General features: G+C 65.0%; 16 protein-coding genes and 1 tRNA gene. 6 read left to right on the forward strand and 11 right to left on the reverse strand.

Translation table 11 applies throughout. From position 1 onward, the window contains the following. Both SC1_RS05625 and SC1_RS05630 read left to right on the forward strand, forming a co-directional pair. Entirely contained in the window at positions 1–1,560 is a 1,560-nt protein-coding gene (locus SC1_RS05625; RefSeq protein WP_062178702.1) for a fatty acid--CoA ligase, read from the forward strand. A 74-nt stretch (positions 1,561–1,634) separates the two neighbouring features. Next, positions 1,635–1,988, forward strand: coding sequence for a hypothetical protein (locus SC1_RS05630; protein ID WP_062178704.1), 354 nt, complete (start codon positions 1,635–1,637; stop codon positions 1,986–1,988). A gap of 977 nt (positions 1,989–2,965) precedes the next feature. On the opposite strand, the gene SC1_RS05640 is transcribed toward SC1_RS05630, so the two are convergent. Further along, positions 2,966–3,589 (reverse strand): glutathione S-transferase family protein, encoded by a 624-nt coding sequence (locus SC1_RS05640; RefSeq protein ID WP_062178710.1) that lies wholly within the window; start codon positions 3,587–3,589, stop codon positions 2,966–2,968. Then, positions 3,586–4,554 carry a DMT family transporter gene (locus tag SC1_RS05645; protein ID WP_062178713.1) on the reverse strand — a complete coding sequence of 323 codons (969 nt, stop codon included), beginning with the start codon at positions 4,552–4,554 and terminating at the stop codon, positions 3,586–3,588. The genes SC1_RS05640 and SC1_RS05645 overlap by 4 nt, the downstream gene beginning before the upstream one ends. A 92-nt stretch (positions 4,555–4,646) precedes the next feature. On the opposite strand from SC1_RS05645, the gene SC1_RS05650 reads away from it, so the two are divergent. The 3 genes from SC1_RS05650 to ndhC all read left to right on the forward strand — a co-directional run bounded on the left by SC1_RS05650 (position 4,647) and on the right by ndhC (position 5,664). After that, positions 4,647–4,722: transfer RNA gene (locus SC1_RS05650), tRNA-Trp, on the forward strand. Between the two features lie 89 nt (positions 4,723–4,811). Further along, entirely contained in the window at positions 4,812–5,132 is a 321-nt protein-coding gene (locus tag SC1_RS05655) for a multidrug efflux SMR transporter (protein WP_062178715.1), read from the forward strand. Positions 5,133–5,247: 115 nt separating this feature from the next. Next, positions 5,248–5,664 carry an NADH-quinone oxidoreductase subunit A gene (gene ndhC / locus SC1_RS05660; RefSeq protein WP_062178716.1) on the forward strand — a complete coding sequence of 139 codons (417 nt, stop codon included), beginning with the start codon at positions 5,248–5,250 and terminating at the stop codon, positions 5,662–5,664. Positions 5,665–5,690: 26 nt separating this feature from the next. On the opposite strand, the gene nagE is transcribed toward ndhC, so the two are convergent. The 5 genes from nagE to SC1_RS05685 form a co-directional block, all read right to left on the reverse strand. Beyond that, positions 5,691–7,373, reverse strand: coding sequence for an N-acetylglucosamine-specific PTS transporter subunit IIBC (gene nagE, locus SC1_RS05665; RefSeq protein WP_062178718.1), 1,683 nt, complete (start codon positions 7,371–7,373; stop codon positions 5,691–5,693). Then, positions 7,370–9,865 carry a phosphoenolpyruvate--protein phosphotransferase gene (gene ptsP / locus SC1_RS05670; RefSeq protein ID WP_083435697.1) on the reverse strand — a complete coding sequence of 832 codons (2,496 nt, stop codon included), beginning with the start codon at positions 9,863–9,865 and terminating at the stop codon, positions 7,370–7,372. Before ptsP ends, nagE begins: the two co-directional genes overlap by 4 nt. Positions 9,866–9,935: 70 nt before the next feature. Next, positions 9,936–11,078 carry an N-acetylglucosamine-6-phosphate deacetylase gene (nagA, locus tag SC1_RS05675; protein ID WP_062178722.1) on the reverse strand — a complete coding sequence of 381 codons (1,143 nt, stop codon included), beginning with the start codon at positions 11,076–11,078 and terminating at the stop codon, positions 9,936–9,938. Beyond that, a complete protein-coding gene (locus tag SC1_RS05680; protein ID WP_062178736.1) occupies positions 11,075–12,112 on the reverse strand; it encodes an SIS domain-containing protein in 1,038 nt (345 codons plus the stop codon). Before SC1_RS05680 ends, nagA begins: the two co-directional genes overlap by 4 nt. 322 nt (positions 12,113–12,434) lie before the next feature. Then, positions 12,435–13,172, reverse strand: coding sequence for a GntR family transcriptional regulator (locus SC1_RS05685; protein ID WP_062178739.1), 738 nt, complete (start codon positions 13,170–13,172; stop codon positions 12,435–12,437). 377 nt (positions 13,173–13,549) lie between these two features. Here SC1_RS05685 and SC1_RS05690 point away from each other — a divergent pair, with 377 nt between their 5' ends. After that, positions 13,550–16,102, forward strand: coding sequence for a family 20 glycosylhydrolase (locus SC1_RS05690; protein WP_238586585.1), 2,553 nt, complete (start codon positions 13,550–13,552; stop codon positions 16,100–16,102). Here the strand turns inward: SC1_RS05690 and SC1_RS05695 are convergent. From SC1_RS05695 to SC1_RS05710, 4 genes are read right to left on the reverse strand one after another with little or no spacing between them, the layout of a single operon-like run. After that, positions 16,099–16,824 (reverse strand): hypothetical protein, encoded by a 726-nt coding sequence (locus tag SC1_RS05695; protein WP_062178741.1) that lies wholly within the window; start codon positions 16,822–16,824, stop codon positions 16,099–16,101. The genes SC1_RS05690 and SC1_RS05695 overlap by 4 nt on opposite strands. Next, positions 16,788–17,561 (reverse strand): ABC transporter ATP-binding protein, encoded by a 774-nt coding sequence (locus SC1_RS05700; RefSeq protein WP_062178744.1) that lies wholly within the window; start codon positions 17,559–17,561, stop codon positions 16,788–16,790. Before SC1_RS05700 ends, SC1_RS05695 begins: the two co-directional genes overlap by 37 nt. After that, positions 17,555–18,556: an iron ABC transporter permease gene (locus SC1_RS05705; protein WP_062178747.1), complete on the reverse strand. Its 1,002-nt coding sequence runs from the start codon at positions 18,554–18,556 to the stop codon at positions 17,555–17,557. Before SC1_RS05705 ends, SC1_RS05700 begins: the two co-directional genes overlap by 7 nt. Further along, positions 18,553–19,407, reverse strand: coding sequence for an ABC transporter substrate-binding protein (locus SC1_RS05710; protein WP_062178750.1), 855 nt, complete (start codon positions 19,405–19,407; stop codon positions 18,553–18,555). Before SC1_RS05710 ends, SC1_RS05705 begins: the two co-directional genes overlap by 4 nt. Positions 19,408–19,473: the final 66 nt, after the last annotated feature.

Below are 19,473 nucleotides of genomic sequence, written 5' to 3' on the forward strand. Positions count from 1 at the left end.
ATGGGCCGCGACGTTTCGGACCTTTTCACATTTGACGAATTCTTGACCCATTGGGCCAGCGAGCGCCCCGATCGGGTGGCGCTGCGCGAAGAGGACCGCGTCTATACCTATGCCGAACTCGATGACCGCACTGCGCGGGCGGCGTCGGCGCTGATCGCGGCGGGGCTCCGGAAGGGCGACCGCATCGCGTGGATCGGCAAGAATAGCGACCTCTATTTCACCCTTTTCTACGGCGCGGCGCGCGCGGGGATCGTGATGGCACCGATCGGCTGGCGCCTCTCGCCGACCGAATGGGCCTTCATCGTCAATGATACGAAGGCGAAAATGGTCTTTGCTGGCCCGGGGTTCGATGCGCTCGCCGAACAGCTAGCGGGAAAGCTTCAGAACGATCCCAAGATCGTCGGCGCCGCCGACGCATGGTCGATGATCGACGGGGCCGAGCGCCTGTCCTTCGATCCGTCGGGTACCAACGACGCGGTGCTTCAGCTCTATACCTCGGGCACCACCGGCAACCCCAAGGGTGCGGTGCTGTCGAACCGCAATCTCTTCGCGCTGCGCAAACATTCGAACACGCTCGATCTGCCGTACACGAAATGGGAAGATGATGAGGCGGTGCTGGTCGCGATGCCGTGCGCGCATATCGGCGGCACCGGGCTCGGCATCATGGCGCTTGCCGCTGGATTGCCGGGCGTCGTGCTCGCGGAGTTCAACCCCGACGGGGTGTTCGACGCGGTCGAGCAGCACGGCGTCACCCGCTTCTTCATGGTTCCCGCGGCGCTCCAGATGCTGCTGATGCACCCGCGCTGCGCCAGCGTCGATTACAGCCGCCTCAAATATATCCTCTATGGCGCCGCGCCGATCCCGCTCGAACTGCTGCGCCAGTGCATCGCGGTCTTCGGCGCGCAGTTCATCCAAGCTTATGGGATGACCGAGACGACGGGCACGATCTCGATGCTGCCGCCCGAGGATCACGACCCGGAAGGCAATGTGCGGATGCGGTCGGCGGGCAAGGCGCTTCCCGGCGTCGAAATCGTCATCCTCGGACCCGACGGTCAATCCGTTCCGACGGGCGAAGTGGGTGAGGTGGTCACCCGCTCTTCGAACAATATGCTGGGATATTGGAATCTGCCCGACGCGACGGCAAATACGATGACGGACGAGGGCTGGATCCGTACCGGCGATGCGGGCTATCTCGACGCCGACGGCTATCTCTTCATCCACGACCGGATGAAGGACATGATCATCACCGGCGGCGAGAATGTCTATCCGGCCGAAGTCGAAAGCGCGATCTTCGGCCATCCGGCGGTGCAGGAAGTCGCTGTGATCGGCATTCCCGACCAGAAGTGGGGGGAGACGGTGAAGGCGGTCGTCGTCGCCAAACCCGGAACGAGCGTCGAAGAAGCCGACATCATCGCCTGGGCGCGCGAACGCATTGCTCCCTTCAAATGCCCGCGCAGCATCGACGTGATCGATGCGCTGCCCCGGAACGCCAGCGGCAAGATTTTGAGAAAAGACCTGCGCGCTCCCTATTGGGAGGGCTATGAGCGGATGGTGAATTGAACGCCTGACGTTTCTTTGGCGCACATGTCGTCGGTAACGGCAGGTTCATTTGCCTGATGCTTTAGCGCGTCGCGATGGAAAACCTCATCGATTTCTACCGCCCGCTGAGCTCCGCGCTGGGCATGAGCACCGGTGCGTCGGACAGCCTGCTGCACGTCCACGGCGGCATGGTCGTCCTGTTTCTTGCGCGAATCGTGACACGGCGTTCGCTTGCGACATGGACGCCGTTTCTGTTCGTCCTGGCTGCGGCCATCGCAAAGGAGGTCGCCGATCGCATCGCACATGGTGCCTGGCGAATGCCCGACAGCGCGTTCGATGTCCTCAATACGATATTCTGGCCGTTCGTCCTGATGGTCGGGCTACGCTGGCGCCGGGCACGCCCGGACGGTTTCCAACGCGCACGCGGATCGGAGCAAGGCGACGGGTAGCGACCGATTGCTGCGCTCTGGCTTATCGGCCCGCTCGCATCGAGCGAAGTCGAGATGCCCCTCGGGCCAGGCTCGACGTCGATGGATGTCTCGACTTCGCTCGACACGAACGGAGAAAGAGAGTGGCTTAAGCTGCCCTCCACATCCTCGTCACCCCGGACTTGATCCGGGGTCCCGCTAGAAGTCGGTGAGTGCGTCAAAAAGCGGGATCCCGGGTCAAGCCCGGGATGACAAGGCGAAGAAACGACCGGACACTAACGACGGTAATGTGTGCCCCGGCGAAGGCCGGGGTCCAGGGCGGCAATCCGCACAGCTCGGCTTTCGAAAGCCCTGGGCCCCGGCCTTCGCCGGGGTACAACATAGTAGCAAACGCCTGCTCCCACGCCAAAACAGACATCGCCTTCAAATAGGTCTTTCCTACATTATTCGGCTGTGCCAGCCTTCATCCGGCTCTTTCATTCGGTGAACAAAAAGATGGTCGCTGCCCCGCTTGCGAGTGCAGCCATGATCGGACGTGCCGCGGACATCCAGCATTCCGCGACTTGCAAATCGGGGCGCTCACAGGGCTGAACTTTCCTGAACTTTGGAATATTGCGCGGCTGTTGCGCCGATCCGATCCGGATCCAGCCGGGCGATGTCCAAAGAGGGTACCCCAAAGTCGCCGCCACCCCGATACCAGAAGCCGCTGTCCTACATCGTCCCGTCGTGCCAGCCGCCAGCACGCTCTTAGACATCGTCGGCCTTCGCCATCCGCCCCTAAAGCGACAAAGGAAACATTTTCGACGCGCACGTCCGTATCTTTTGTCGCTTTAAGCGCGGGAGAATGTGAAAGCCAACTTCTGCGGCGCACCATAAATTGGCCCCACATACGGCCTTTCACGCGACCTACACCCCGAAAGGCCGATGCGTTTTCCTCGTTGGCTTTGCCATGCACGGGGGGCACGAAGGGCTCCACCAAATGGTGGAGCCCTTTTTCGTTATTCGGCTGCTTTCTGGCGCTGCCGCGCGCGCTGAAACCCCTCGCGCGCCATACAGCGGCCGAGCCACGCCTTCGTCGCATCGCCAAGTACATCGTCAGCACGCAATGTCGTCGCGAGGAAGGCTGCATAGCCGATCACGATGTCGGCAATGGTAAAGCGATCCGCGACGAGCCACTCGCGGCCGTCGGCCAGCGCTGCCTCGATGCTCTTCGCGCGGCCGCCAAAGAACGCCTTATAGTCCTCGACCGCCTGGGCAAGCCGGCGCTCCTCGGGTTCGACGCGCGTGTAGCGGATCATGATCGCGAGCGGGAAGGTCAGCGTCGCATCGCTGCGGTGCAGCCAGTTGCGCCACGCCCAATAATCATTCTCGTCGCGGTGAACCTCCAGCGGAGTTCCTTCGGCGATGCGTTCGCAGATCGCGGCGGACTCGGTCATCAACTGGCCGTTCTCGACCCAGCCGGGGATCGTCATCAACGGATTGACGGCGCGATAATCGGGCTCGAACGCGCGCGGGGGGAATTTCAGCAGGCGCAGGTCCACGTCGATCCCGGCTTCCTCGACCGCCCACAGGCAGCGCAGCGAGCGGGCGTCGGGGCAGTGATAGAGGATCGGTAATGTCATGCAGCAACCTCCTTGGGCCGGTCGATATGGCGGCGATGCTCGCGCCAGGCGATGAACAGGCCCGACGCGATGATCAAGGGGGCACCGACCCAGGTCGTGTCGGCGGGCAGCGTGCCAAAGAACCACCAGCCGGCGGCGATCGCCCATAGCAGGCTTGAATAATCCATGGGGATGACGACCGACACGGGGGCGAGGCGCAGCGCGCCGGTCAGCGACATCTGGACGACGGCGCCAAGAAAGCCGAGGCCGACCAGGAGCAGCCATTCGCGGCCGTCATGCGGCGTGAAGACAAAGGGCAGGGCGATCCCGAGCGGGATCATGGACAAGAGGCTGAACCAGAAAACGATCGTCCCCGCATTTTCTGTTCGGCCAAGGTCGCGTACCGCAATCGTGATCAGCGCCGTCATGACCGCGCCGGTGAGCGCAATCAGCGTGCCGACGCCATGCGTTCCGCCGAAGCCGCCGGCAAAGCCCGAAATCGGGTCGAGCACGACGAGGACGCCGACAAAGCCGATGATCACCGCGCTCCATCGCTGCCACCCTGTCGCCTCGCCCAGCAGGATCGCCGCAAAGATCACCGCGAAAATCGGCACCGACAGGCTGATCGTCGTCGCTTCCGCCATCGGCAGCAGGATCATGGCGCCGAAATTGCAAGCCATGCCGGTCAGGCCCATCAGCATCCGCCGTGCATGCGCGCCGATGCGCTGCGTCTTCAGTGACGACAGGCCACCGGTCGCCTGTACCCAGACCAGCAGGAAGGGCAGGACGAGCGCCTGGCGCCAGAACAGGCTCTCGACGATATGGATATCGGCAGCGTCGATCATTTTGACGAGCACGAACATCAGCGACAGGCTGACCATCGCGAGCAGGCGCAATCCGATTCCGCCCAGATAATTTTGCGGAGGCCCGTCGGGCGGGGCGGGGGCCGGGGACGGGGACCGGGCGGGGGACGGCGCTGCGCTCATGCAAAATTGCGCATATCAGCCCCGCCCGCACGCGCAACCCGTCATCCCTCTTGCCCCGCCCCTGCAATCCGGCTAGTGGCGCACTCCGGCCTAGGGGTATAGCTCAGTTGGTAGAGCATCGGTCTCCAAAACCGAGGGTCGCGGGTTCGAGTCCTGCTGCCCCTGCCAGGCCGCCTTCCAGAGGCCACGTCCTCGCCTGCACATGATGCGGGTTTCCCAAGTCCGGGACGGCCCGGCAGCCTTTGAAGGAGGCTGTCATGGCCTGGATTTATCTGACGATCGCCGGAATTTTCGAAATCGTGTGGGCCTATTCGATGAAGCAGTCCGAGGGTTTCACGCGCCCTGGCGCGACCGCCATCACGATCGGCGCGATGATTATAAGCTTCGCATTGCTCTCCTTATCCATGAAGTCGCTGCCACTCGGCACCGCTTACACGATCTGGACCGGGATCGGCGCGGTCGGGGCGTTTCTTGTCGGCATCTTCGTCCTCGGTGAACAGGCGAATGCGATGCGGATCGCCGCCGCGCTTCTGATCGTCAGCGGACTGGTGATGATGAAGCTTTCATCGTCCGTCTGACCGGCGTTGACCAAAATCAGCGAGGCCACGTCCTCCCCGGCGCGTTCGGCTCTGGCATGGGCGGGTGCGTCGGCATCAGGTCCGGGACGGCCCGGCGACTTCGAAGGAGGCCGCCATGCCGTCCCAATCCGTATCCGGCGCCAATCTGGCGTCGTCGTCCACGCTGTTGCTCGACTATCTTCCGATCCTGATCTTCATGGGCGTCGCGCTGGCGCTGTCGCTCCTGTTCGTCTTCTTGCCGATGGCGGTGTCGCGCGTCACCGGCGCTCACGCGCCGGACAGTGAGAAACTCTCCGAATATGAGTGCGGCTTTCCCGCCTTCGAAGCACCGCGCAAGCCGTTCGACGTCCGTTTCTATCTGGTCGCGATCCTGTTTATCATTTTCGACCTTGAGGCTGCCTTCCTCTTTCCCTGGGCCATCGTCGTCGACGATCTCGGCTGGGAAGCATGGGGCGCCATGATGGTCTTTTTGGGCATCTTGACGGTAGGTTTCATCTACGAATGGAAAAAGGGCGCGCTCGATTGGGACTAGCCAGGGCCGAAGGCGACCGCGCTAAGTCATAGCAGGATGTGGCAGACGTCGGTTTGCGGGCGGGCGATCCCGTGCGTGATCCGTACGAGAGCGCCCTCGTCGACGCGCGCGGGGTCGGCGAGCTCGACGCGGAAGCGGCCGTGAAGCGCGTGAACGGTGCGGAGGTTGGCGTCGCCGCCGAGCGCGCCAACGACTTCGGCGGGCAGCCCGGAAGCATCGGTGCTGCCGGCGATCACCGGCCGATGTGTGGCAGCGACCGCGGCGCCGCTCCACGCCAGCGCGCCGCGGATCTCTTCGGCGACCAGGTCGGCAATCGGTCCGAGCACCACCTGCGCCGCCTTTTCCGACGGGCGGATGATGCCGCGCGCGCCGAGCGAGGACAGCGCGGCGTCGTCGATCGCTTGTTGGTCGGCGACGATCAGGCGGAGGCGCGTGGTACAGGCATCGACGCTGACCAGGTTGGCCGCGCCGCCGAGCGCCGCGACAAAGGCTTCGCCCCGCGCGCCGCCCGCCGATGCAGTGGCGGTTTCGGCGACCACGCCCTTTTCGCGTCCGGGCGTCGCGAGGTCGAAACGGCGGATGAAGAAGCGGAACAGGCCGTAATAAAGCACTGCATATACGGCCCCCACCGGCAGCAGCATCCACGGCCGCGTCGCGAGGCTGAAGTTCAGCACATAGTCGAACAGCCCCGCCGAGAATCCGAAACCGAGCTTTACGTCGAGCGCGTTCATCAGCGCCATTGCGACTCCGGTCAGCAGCGCGTGGATCGCGTAGAGCAACGGCGCGACGAACATGAAGGTGAATTCGATCGGTTCGGTCACGCCGGTCAGAAAGCTGGTAAAGGCAAGGCTGAAGAGCATGCCGCCAACCGCCTTGCGTCGTTCGGGCCGCGCTTCATGATACATCGCGAGGCACGCGGCCGGCAGGCCAAACATCATCACCGGGAAAAACCCCGACATGAACGCGCCGGCATTGGGGTCGCCGGCGAAGAAGCGGCGCAAATCCCCAGTCGCTCCCTGGAAATCGCCGACGACGAACCAGGCGGCATTGTTGATGATGTGGTGGAGACCGGTGACGATGAGCAGCCGGTTCAGCACGCCATAGACGAACAGGCCGGCGCCGCCGCTTTCGACGACCGTACGGCTCGCGGCATCGATCGCGCCGCTGATATGCGCATAGCCATAGCCCAGCACGGCCGCGAGCAGCAGCCCCGCGACACCGCTTGCGATCGGCACGAAGCGCCGGCCGCCGAAGAAGGCGAGGTATTCGGGCAGCGCAATGGTCGCGAAGCGGTTGTAGAAATTGCCGCCGATCAGCCCCGACAATATGCCGATCGGGACCTCCAGCTTGTCGATCTGTGTCAGCGCCCAATTTTTCGCGGCCAAGGCCGCTGCCGCCTCGGGCAAGCCTGCGCCCACGTCGAGCGGCGCGGTCAGAAAGGTTTGGGCGCCGGTGGTGGTGACCAGATAGCAGACGACGCCCGCAAGCGCTGCGGCGCCATTGCCGTCGCGCGCGAAACCGACCGCCACGCCGATCGCGAAGAGGATGCCCAGATTCTCGAAGATCGCGGCGCCCGCAGCCGAGATGAAGGCAATGTCGAGCAGGTCGGGCTGACCGATGCGCAGCAGCAGACCCGCGATCGGCAGCACCGCGATCGGCAGCATCAGCGCGCGGCCAAGCGGCTGGAGCGTTTCGAGCGTCTTTCTCATCGACGTGTCTCCTCGAAAGCGCGGGCGAGCGCACGAACCTCGGCTGCCGACTTGCATTGCAACGCGAGCTCGGCATGCGCACGCGCTTCGATCCGGGTCAGCCCGCGCACAATCTGCTTCGCCTCTGCGACGAAACCGGGGACGGCCGACAATTCGGTGACGCCGAGCCCGATCAGGATCGGCAGTGCCGCGGGATCGGAAGCGAGCCCGCCGCACACCCCGACCCAGCGCCCGCGCGGGGCCGCGAGGCGACAGGTCTCGCCGATCATGCGCAGCACCGCCGGGTGCATCGCGTCGACCCCGGCAGCGACCGCAGGATTGCCGCGATCCATCGCGAGCACATATTGGGTGAGGTCGTTGGTGCCGATCGACAGAAAGTCGGCCTCGGTGGCGAGCAGGTCGGCGGTCATCGCAGCGGCCGGGGTTTCGACCATCACGCCCACTTCGACCGGCGACGCGATTCCCATTTCGCCGCGGAGGCGGTCGACGATTGCCCGGACCTGCCGCAGTTCATCGACGCTTGCGACCATCGGGATCATGATCCTGCACTGACCGACGGGCGCCACGCGCAGGATCGCGCGGAGCTGCGTTTCCAACAGTATGGGCTGCGCAAGCGCAACGCGGATGCCGCGCTGGCCGAGCGCGGGGTTCTCCTCGTGGGCGAACGGAATATAGCCGGCTGGCTTGTCGCCGCCGATGTCGAGCAGGCGGATGATCACCGGTTTGCCCGCGAGCGCGTCCGCGATGCCCTGATAGGCGGCGTATTGCTCCTCCTCCGACGGCGCGGTGTCGCGGTCCAGGAACAGGAATTCGCTGCGGACGAGCCCCGATCCCTCGGCGCCCTGCGCGGCGGCGACCGCGGCGTCCTCGACCGTGCCGATATTCGCGAAGATTTCGATGCGCGCGCCATCGGCAGTCTGGCAGGCGTCGCTTGCCGCCGCCTGCGCCGCCGCGCGCCTCGCATAGCGCTTTGCGAGCCGTGAGGTAAAGGCCTCGTCGTCCACTGTCCCCGGATTTGCAGTCAGATGGCCGAGTTCGGCATCGAGCAGCAACGGCGTGCCGTCTTCGATATTGTCCAGCGCATCGCCCATCGCGACGAGTGCGGGCAAGCCGAGCCCCGCGCACAGGATTGCGACATGCGAGGTCGGGCCGCCGCGAACGAGGCACAGGCCCGCCGGTTTCGCGGCGGCAAGAGTGAGCAGCTGCGACGGCAGTAAATCCTCGGCAACGACGATCGCCCCGGCCGGAACCGCAGTACCGTCGAGCGACGTGCCGGTCAGCGCCGCCAGCAATTGCCGCTCGATGTCGACAAGGTCGTCGGCGCGTTCGATCAGATGCGCATTGCCCGTGGCGCGGATCGCGTCGATCTGATCGTGGATTGCGCCGCGCCATGCGAAGCCCGCGCTACGTCCCTCAGCTATGCGCTTTTCCGCGCCCGCGAGCAGTTCAGGATCGTCAAGCAGCGCGACATGCGCGTGCATGACCGCCGCGACGCTGCCCTCCGCGTCGTCGGCTCGCGCGGCGATCCGGCCGCGGACATCGTCGCGTGCGGCGCGCAGGGCGCTTCGTTCCGCGGAGGCGCCATTGCCGTCGCGCGCGACGGCAATGGCGACCTGCCGCAGCCGCGCCGCCGGCCCCTTGGCAAGGCCGGGCGAGGCGATCACACCGCCGATCTGTCCTGCGCGCAGCAACGATGCTTCAACCGATCCGGCCGTCGCGACGAGGGCTGCAGGCGCGCTTTCACCCATATCGGTTGCCAGCAACGCGACGATGGCGGCAAGCGCCGCTTCGGCATCGGCGCCGCGCGCCTGCACGAGGACTTCGTCGCCCAGACGGGTGCCAAGTGCGAGCAGCGCCACGGTGCTCCGCGCATCGCCGCGCTTGTCGCCGTTCAGCAGATGTATGTCGGCTTCAAAGCCACGCGCGGTTTCGCCGATCCGCGCGGCAGGGCGGGCATGGATGCCGTGCGGCAGCGACAGCGTCACCGCCTGCTCGACCACGGTTCCGTCATCCGACCGGCGCCTCGCCTCGGCCTGCACCGGAACGAGCGTCATCAGCGCCTCGCATGCGCCGACCGAACAATCGACGGTGCGGCGGCTGATTGCAAAGGCGTCGGCGTTGGTCACGATGACCGGGGTGATCAGGCTGGTGGCCGCGAGAGCGACGGCGTCCAGATCGAAGCGGATCAACGGATCGCCGCGCGACACCTTGTCGCCGATTGCAACGAGCGGGGTAAAGCCTTCGCCCTTCAGCATCACCGTATCGAGCCCGATATGGATCAGCACTTCGGCGCCCTCGGCGCTGCGCAATGAAATGGCGTGGCCCGCGTCGTGAAGCGTCACCACCTCGCCGTCGAACGGCGCGACGACGGTGTCGCCGAGCGGCTGGATCGCAACGCCGTCGCCCATCATGCGCTGCGCAAAGACCGGGTCCGGAACGCTGTCCAGCGTCGTCGCCCATCCTCTGAGCGGAGAGGTGATGATCAGGCTCATCGGTTCATTCCCCAAAACTTTCGCCGCTTGTTGTCGCACGGCTTCTATCATTGTGTATTTGAACAGGAATCTAGGCGGTTTCGGAAACGGGCCGCCCACCGATCCATGTCGCGCGCGGAGCCAGGTCCGCGTCCAGCCAGACCCAGTCTGCCCGCTGTCCGGCCGCGATCAAACCAATGCGGTCCCGCAGCGATAGGAAGGTCGCCGGAGTTGCGCTCGCCATCGCCGACACGTCGGGTACCGACAAGCCGGTCACCTCGACTGTCTTGCGCAGCGCCGACGCCATGTCGAGATGTGTCCCCGCCAGCGTGCCATCCTCGAAAATGCAAACACCATCCTTCACGGCGATGCGCTTACCCTGCAGCGTGAATTCGCTGACGTCGGTGCCGACGCTCGGCATCGCGTCGGTGACCAGCATGATGCGGTCCATGCCTTTCGCATGAACCGCCAGTCGCACGACCGCAGGATGGAGATGGACATCATCGACGATGAGTCCGCAATAAACATCGGAATCAAACGCCGCGCCAACCGCGCCCGGATGACGGTGGTGCAACGGCGACATCGCATTGAACAAATGGGTGAAGCCCGAGAGGCCCGCGCCGACCGCGCGCTGCGCCTCGTCATAGGTCGCGTCGCTGTGCCCCGCGCTGACGATCACGCCATGACGAACGAGGGTGCGGATGTCCTCCTCGTCGCAAAGCTCTGGCGCGAGCGTCAGCATCACGCGCCCGCGGTGCGGCGCGGTAAGCGTCGCGAGAATATCGTTGTCGAGACGGCGGATACGGTGCGCCTCGTGAATGCCGCGCTTCACCTCGTTGATGAAAGGGCCTTCGATATGGATACCGACGACACCGGGAACGCCTTGCTCAATCGAGGCGTCGACCGCCGCGAGTGCCGCGGCGATCTGCGCGGGTGTGTCGCTGATCAACGTCGGCAGAAAAGCAGTCGTGCCGAAACGCGCATGCGCGGCGCCGATCGCTGCGATCGCCTCGACATCGACCTGGTCGTTGAAGAGCACCCCGCCGCCGCCATTGACCTGCGTGTCGACGAAACCGGGAAGTAACCAGCCGCCGCCCAAATCTAACTCGCGGTCCGCGGGCGCGTCGGCGGCGGGGGTGACCGCGGTGACGGTGCCGTCGGTGACGGCGATGTCCACGGCGCCGACGGCATCGCCTGGCAACACGACCTGGCCGTTATGGAAACGAAAGATCATAAAGTCTCGGTAACCTTGTTGAGATGCGGAGGCGAGTCGGGGTTGCGCCCGCGTGTCAGCGCCAGCGCGCTCGCCATGCGGTAAAAGCTCTGGATCAGCAGGATCGGTTCGATCGCCGGGTGCGCTGCGATCGCGGGGAGGTCGCCGCCAGCGGGGTCGGCCAGCAAGACGGTTGCACCGCGCCCGCGGAACTCGTCGGCGACACTGCGAACACCGGCTGCGGCGCGGTCGGTGCCGCCCAGCGCGAGGACATGAAAGCTATCGCCGACGATCGCCATCGGGCCGTGGCGCACTTCGGCGGCGCTGAAGCTTTCGGCATGCAGTCCCGACGTTTCCTTGAATTTGAGCGCTGCCTCCTGCGCGGCGCCCAGGCCATAACCGCGCCCGAGAACGAACAGATTTGTCGCGCCCTTAAAGGCGCCGATCGCGGGCGACCAGTCGAGCGCGAACGCCTCTGCAAGCTGACCGGGGAGGGCGGTCAGCGCGTTTTCGAGCGCGGCATCCTCGGTCCATGCCGCCACCAGCGCTGCGATCGCCGCAAGCGAGGCGATATAGGATTTTGTCGCCGCCACCGACCGTTCGACCCCGGCGGACAGCGGGATCACGACGTCGGCAAGGGCTGCGAGCGGCGAGTCTTCCGCATTGACGAGCGCGACGACAAACGCCCCCGCATCGCGCTGCTGTTCGACTGCGGCGAGCAGGTCGGGGCTCTTGCCCGACTGTGATATCGCAAGGCACAGCCGGTTTCCGGCCACCGCGGGCGCATCGTAGAGCGATGCGATCGACAGCGCTGCGGATGCGGTCGGCGTTCCCGTCATCGTCTCGATCAGATATTTGGCATAGGTCGCGGCATGGTCCGAAGATCCGCGTGCGCAGGTCACGACGGCGGCCGGGGGGGAGGCGCGAAGGCGCCGGCCGATCGCGCCGAACGCATCGCGATTCGCTTCCAGCATATTTGCGACGGCGTCCGCTGCCTCGCCCGCTTCCTGCTCCATCAGCGTCTGTCGTCCGTCCGATGCGGCGTTCGGCGTCATAATATTCTGTCTCCCGGCCGGTGGTGTGTGACCATCCGATATATTGGTACTATATAGGTTATATCCATTCCAGCAAGATATATGTTTGCTACGCGCGGATTTTGGGCGCCCAGTCCAGGCTATGTGGGCGTTTTGGCTAAGTAGCGGCGATTGATTACGGGCGGCCCGGATGCCGCTTAGCGACAAGCGACGGGGAAGCCTGTAGCGTATTGGTAATAAGAATCGGCCGGTATTGGTCTTGTGAATATCCCGGAGGAAGAACGGATTCGGTCGCGCGTCGGGCGCGGCTTGCCGGTATCTCTCGTGGAGGTTTTTTTGAGGCCTAGCCGTTAAGCTCTGCAACGACGTCATAAGCGTCGCCGCGATAATAGCTCTGCGTGAACTCGGCGGTCCGACCGTCGGACAGGAAACCGCGCCGTTCGATGAACAGTCCCGGTGCGCCCGTTTCGATCCCGAGCACTTCGGCCTGTTCGGCGGAGAAGGCGACTGCGCGCAACCGCTGGAGCGCGCGGACGGGCAGATGGCCTGCGGCTTCGAGCGCTTCATAGAGCGACGTGCCCACTGCCTCGACCGACGGCAGGCAATAGGCTGGGATCGTCGCATATTCGAGTGCCATCGATGTGTCGTCGGCATAGCGGATGCGGTGGAAGCGATAGACGAGCGACCCCGGCGAAAGACCAAGCGACAGCGCCTCCTCGGGCGTCACGGCTCCTGTGGTCTTGCTTACCCATTTGCTGTGCGGTTTGCGCCCGCGAGACACCATGTCTTCCGAAAAGGATGTGAGCTTCGAAAAGCTTTTCTCGACGCGCGGCCGGGTGACGAAGGTTCCTGCACCACGGCGCCGTGTCACTATCCCGTCGGCGACCAGTCCGTCGATCGCCTTGCGCACGGTGATGCGCGACACTTCGAATTCTTCGGCAAGGTCGCGTTCGGTCGGGATCGCCTCTTCGGCTTTGACCACCTGTCCTTCGATGGCGTCGCGCAAGATCTTCTGCAATTGCAGGTACAGCGGAGTCGGATCATCCTTCTGAAGCGGGCCCACGCGTGCGATCAGTGACAAGAATGTTGCTCCACCGTTGCGACGGACACGGCCGACAGGGCCGGTGTCTCTGTCCCATGTGTTGCATTGGTATCGTCGCGTCAATCCTGCTGCGAGCTATTCGCACCGCCCGGCGCAGAGCATGGGTCCGGAAGGATGGTCGCCCTGACCCCTAAGTGCCGTGAGGTGGTGGTTGATCCGCGCGCTGCGGGTGCTTGGTCGGCGGACCCCGAATATAATACTAATATGAAACCAATCGGCATCTCGCGTCGAGGCTGTCCGTCGATCTTTTCTGGAAATTGTCGATGATTATCGTCAAAACAGCCAAATCTGATAAGCGTTGACCGTCGCGATCGTACATGACAAATTAGATACAAATTTTGAATGGGAGACTATGGATGCGGGTCGAAGCGTTGACGGGAATCGCGATGGTTGCGCTGGCAGCGTCGGCCGCACAGGCTGCCGAAGCGCCGTCGCAGGCCGCGCTCGACCGTCTCGCCGATACGCTGGACTACCAATATAGGGTCGTCGACAACGGGCCTGCATGCCCCGCGGGGATCGATGGCTGCTTCCTGTCCACGATCATATTGACGGTCCCCGATGATGTGCCCGCCGACGTCCCGACCGAAGGGTTTGCTCTCTATTTCAGCTTCGTCAATCGCCTGCCGCTGGTCGAAAGCGACATTTTTTCGCATCGGCTGATCAACGGCGATGTGCAGCAATTGACTTTGAAGCCCGGTGCCAGGCTGCGCCCTGGCGCAAAGCATGAAGTCAGGCTGTGGGGTGTTGGGTCCAATTTCTCGAAGGCGTTTGGAATGCCCAACGCCTATCTGGTCGCCGACGGGCTGAAACCGCGCACGATCGCAGCGACGCGGCCGGTGATCGACGCCGAAACGGGGCTCGAAACCCTGCCTTTCGTCAGCCCGATGACTGATGAGGCAAGACTCGCGACCAAGGGTGGGGTCGACCGCACACGCTGGCTGACCCCCGAACGCGCCTTTGTCTTGCAGGCTGAACGGCAGGCGCCCGCAGCAACGGGAATCGCAATTCTGCCGAAGCCCGTGAAAGCGGTGCAGGGTGAGGGGGCCTCAATCGATCTTGGCCGCGGTTTGGCGGTGACGTTGAAAGGTGTCGAGCGCGGCGATATTGCGCCGGCACTCGCCGCGCTGGGTGTCGCCGCGGGCGGCACGCTGCCACTGACGATCGACGTCGATCCCGCGGCGGTCGGCAAGCCCGAAGCCTATGTCCTCGATGCGAAGGCGTCTGGCATCGCCATCACGGCGCATGATACCGCGGGCGCAAGTCACGCGCTGCGTTCGCTGGCGCAGCAGGCGATGTTCGACAAAGGCAAATTGAGACCGCTCCATGTCGAGGATGCGCCCGAATATGGCTTTCGCGGTCTGCACATCGACCTCGGCCGTAACTTCCACAGCCGTGACGAGATATTGAAGCTTGTCGAAGCGATGGCGGCATATAAGCTCAACAAGCTCCACCTTCATCTTGCCGACGATGAGGGGTGGCGGATCGAGATTCCCGCGCTGCCCGAACTGGCGGTGATCGGATCGAGGCGTTGCCATGACCTTGACGAGAAAATCTGCCTGCTGCCGCAACTCGGCGCTGGGCCCGACGGGGCGGGCAGCGTCAATGGTTATCTGAGCGTCCCCGATTATGTGGCGATCGTGAAGGCGGCCGCGGCGCGGCAGATCGAAGTGATCCCATCGATCGATATGCCCGGCCATTCGCGCGCCGCGATCAGGGCGATGGAAGCGCGCCATGCGCGTCTCGCTGCGGAAGGAAAGAAGGTGGAGGCCGGGGAGTACCGGCTTGTCGACCCCGCCGACACGACCGAATATCGCAGCATCCAGAATTACAGCGACAACACACTGAACGTCTGCCTTCCTGCAACCTACCACTTCGTCGATACCGTGGTCGACGCGCTTGCAGATATGCACAGGCAAGCCGGCGTGCCGCTCAAGACCTTCCACCTCGGTGCCGACGAAACCGCGGGAGCCTGGGTGAAATCGCCGGTATGCAAGGCGATGATCGCCGAAAATGGCGGCGATGCGGGTAAGCTTACCCCGCGTTTCATCGAGCGAGTGAGCAAAAGCCTTGCCGCACGGGGACTAAAAGTCGGTGGCTGGAGTGACGGCATGGGGCACACTGAGACCGCCGCGATGCCCCAAAAGGTGCAAACGAATATCTGGGGCGTGCTGCACGCGGGTGCGATCCGCGAGGCGCATGACCAGATGAACCGCGGCTGGGACGCGGTGCTGTCGATCCCCGACCTTGGCTATTTCGACATGCCGTACGCGCCGCATCCCGAAGAGGGTGGTTACAATTGGGCGTCGCGCGGCGTGGATCCGTATCAGGTCTTCGGCTTCATGCCCGACAATCTTCCCGCCAACGCGGCGACGATCCGCAACATCCAGGCAGAGGGTAAGGCGATCGAGGACAAGCCTGTGCTGCAACCCGGGCACCGCGTCGCGGGGCTGCAGGCGCAATTGTGGAGCGAGACGATCCGTACCGACGCGCAGGTCGACTATATGCTCTTCCCGCGCTTGCTCGCGCTGGCCGAACGCGCGTGGAGCCCCGCGCCGTGGACTCCGGCGTATCAGGCCGGCGTCAGCTATGAATGGGGCGACAAGCGCGTTGACGCCGCGAAGCTGAAGGCGGGCTGGGGGGACTTTGGGGGGCGGGTGGCGAGGCAATGGCCTATGCTGGAGCGTATGGGGGTGGCCTATCGCGTCGCCCCGCCGGGCGCGCGCATCGTGAATGGCAGGCTGGAGGCGAACAGCATGTTCCCCGGAACAGCCATCGAATATCGCATCGAAGGCGGCGCTTGGACGCGCTATTCGGGGCCGGTGGCCGTTAGCGGTGCGGCCGATCTGCGCAGCCGATCCGCCGATGGCAAGCGCGCCAGCCGCATCGTCCGCGTCGAGCCCGCCCGCTAGGCGGCCTTCATCCAGACGACGAGCGCGAAGCGCGTCGCGCGCGCTGAAAGCGTGCGGTGCGGCGTAAAACGGTCAAGGAACAGGGCTGTTCCCGCCGGGCATTCGGGCCGCACGCGCGGCAATCCGGCGAGCCGCCATTCGGGGATTTCGAACCCTTCATTGCCCTCGCTGGCCAACGGCGCCGGCTGACGCCCCGACACGACCTCCAGCCCTCCGCTTGCGGGCCCCGCATCGCTGAGCGGAATCCATGCGGTAACTAGGACCTTGCCGCATCCGGTGCCGTCGTCGCGCGCGACGTCGCTGTGCCAGGCGTGGCGGTGTTCGGGAAAGCAGGCGATGCTGGCGCGCACGCGCACGATCTTTCCGGCCAGCGCGCGGCCGCTCAATTCTTCGGCAGCGCCGATCAGTCGCGGATCATTCGCCAGTTCCTGCAGCCGCGCGCCGCGATGCGCATCGGTGCAGACGGCGACCCGCAGCAAGTTGGCGACGCTGCGTTCCTTTGCATAGACTTGGTCGATCCGCTCGCTCAGCGGTGCCCCGGGACAGCTCTGCTCGAAGGGCAGGTAGAGCGCCCGCGATACGCGGTCGATATGGTCGGCGATGTCGTCCGCCGCGGCGCGGATCTGTTCGGCATCGAACAGCGGCAATGCCGCATAGCCTTTTTCGGCGAACTGCGTCGCGGCGTTCACCGTGCGCGCCCGAACAGCGTGATCGTCGGCCATTCGCCGCCGGTCTCGACTGCCGCGTCAATTCCGTAGACCGCGCGCAGCCGCTCGGCGGTCAGGACGTCGGCAGGCGTGCCATCGGCGACGATCCGCCCTTCGTCGATCAGCATCAGCCGGTCGCAATATCGCGCCGCAAGCGTCAGGTCGTGCAGCACCGCTATGACGAGCCCGCCGCCCACCGCCTCGGCGCGTAGCATATCCATCACGTCGATCTGATGCCCGGGGTCGAGGCTGGCGAGCGGTTCGTCGGCGATCAGCGCCGGCGCCTCGACCGCCAGCGCCCGTGCGAACAGTACGCGCGCGCGTTCGCCGCCCGACAGCTCGGTCGCGATCCGATCGCGAAGTTCCAGTACGTCGGCGCGCGCCATCGCGCGTTCGATCGCGGCTGTATCGGCATCGGAAATCCGCGACATCGGCGCCAGGTGCGGCAGGCGCCCAAGCCCGACAAGGCGCTCGACGGTCAGCGGCCAATGCAAGGTTTGCCCCTGCGGCACATAAGCGATGCGCCGCGCAAGGTCGCCGCGCGGCATCGCCGCCACATCGACGCCGTCGATCTCGGCGCGCCCGCTGGCCGGCACCAGCGCCAGCATCGCGCGCGCCAGCGTCGATTTGCCCGCGCCATTGGGGCCGACGATGCCGGTCAGCGTGCCCAGGCTGAAGGCCGCAGTGACGCCGTGCACGACGGTCCGCCGCCCAAGCGTGACACCGATCTCGTTCAGCGTGATGCTCACCATATCCGTCGCTCCCGCATCAGGTGGAGCAGGAAGATCGGCACGCCCAGAAAGGCGGTGACGACCCCCAGCTTCAGCTCGTTCGTCGTCGGAATGATCCGCACGCCAAGGTCGGCAAGCGTCAGCAGCGCCGCGCCACCGATCGCCGAGGGCAGCAGGATAGCCGACGGGCTGCGGTCGGTCAGCGGACGGATCAGATGCGGCACGATCAGCCCGACGAAACCGATCGCCCCCGACACCGCGACCGCGCCGCCAACGCCGATCGCGGTACCGATCAGCAGCCGCAGCCGGGTACGGCGAAGGTCGGTGCCAAGCGCCTGGGCGGCATCCTCGCCCAGTGTCAGCGCATCCAGCGCGCGGCCGTTCCACAGCAGCATCGCGCCGCCGATCGCGATGCACGGCAGCGCGATCCACACATGATCGAACGACCGGTTTTCCAGGCTGCCGAGCAGCCAGGTCATGATTTCCATCGCCGCGAACGGATTGGGCGACAGGTTAAGTGCGAGACTGGTCCCGGCGATCGCGAGCGTGCCGACGGCGATCCCCGCGAGGATCAGGGTCAGCGGGCTTTCGGCTTTGCCCGACAGGACGAAGAGAAGGACCAGCGAGAGGAGCGCGCCGCCGGTCGCGAGCAAGGGCAACATCACCGGATGCAGCTCGGCTATCCCGAAATAGAGCGCCGCGACGCCGCCGAGCGCAGCGGCGTTGGAGGTGCCGAGCACCGATGGTTCGGCGAGCGGATTGCGCAGATAACCCTGCAACGCCGCACCCGCGAGCCCGAGTATCGCGCCGACGCCAAGCGCGAGGATCGTGCGCGGCAGGCGAAGGTCGAAGAGGATGACCGATGCCACCCGGTCGCCGTCGCCCGTCGCAGCAGCGATCAGCCGCGCGACCGACAGATCGACCGCGCCGAAAAGCAGCGATCCGGTCCCGGCGACGAGCGTAAGCAAGAGCAGCACCGCGATCAGTGACCAGCGGGGCAGGGCAAAGCGGTTCATGATCGGTCCCCGTCGATGCGCGCGATCTGCGCGGTCATGCTGCGTGCCGCCTGTGTGTAGGCAGGGCTGCCGCACACGGTCCACGCCTGCGGAATGCTGATGCGCGGAATATCCTTGATTGCCGGATGGTGCAGCATTTCGCTTCCCTGGTCGGTCACCACGTCGGTCGCGCTTTCGACGATCAGGAAATCGGGTTTCGCCGCGACCATTTCCTCAAGGCTCAATTGCGACAGCGGCGGCTTCCCGAGCTTGCCGGCGAGGTTGACCAGACCGACACGCCCCATCAGTTCGTCGATGAGCGTCCCCGTTCCGGTCATATAGCCGCGCCGCTGATAATAGGCGGCAACGCGGCCCTTGCCTGGCTTGGGCAGCCCGGCCAGCTCGGCCTGCATCCGCGCGATCAGCGCGCTGCCCCGTTCGGGATGGCCGACAGCCGCCGCCGTCTCGCGGATCGAGGTGTAGATTTCACCCAGCGTGTTGGCGGTCGCGAGGTCGAGCAACGGATAATCCTGCCGCGGCAATGCGCGGAGCGCCGCGCTGCGGCTTGCGGGCATGCCGACGATCAGGTCGGGCTCGATCGCCAATATCTGCTCGGCCGAATTGCTGAGCAGCGGAATGCCCCTGGCCTTGGACGCCTCGCCCGACATTTCGATATCGGTCGCGTTTTTCGTCAGCCCTGCGATCTGTGCCCGGTCCGCGAGCGCGAGCACGAGCTGGTCGGCGCAGAGATTGATCGAAACGATGCGCTGCGGGATGGCGGGCGCCTTGGCGCGCGGGGCGGGGGAGGCGGCCCAAAGCAGCCCGGCGCCGCCGATAAGGGCAGCGAAGACAAAGGGAGCGCGCGAGGGCATCACATCGGAAAGCCTATCGTCATTGTTTCGCTCCGCTCGCAATGACGGAAAAACGCCGGAAAAGTG

The organism is Sphingopyxis sp. C-1, from assembly GCF_001047015.1.
Taxonomy (GTDB): Bacteria; Pseudomonadota; Alphaproteobacteria; order Sphingomonadales; family Sphingomonadaceae; genus Sphingopyxis.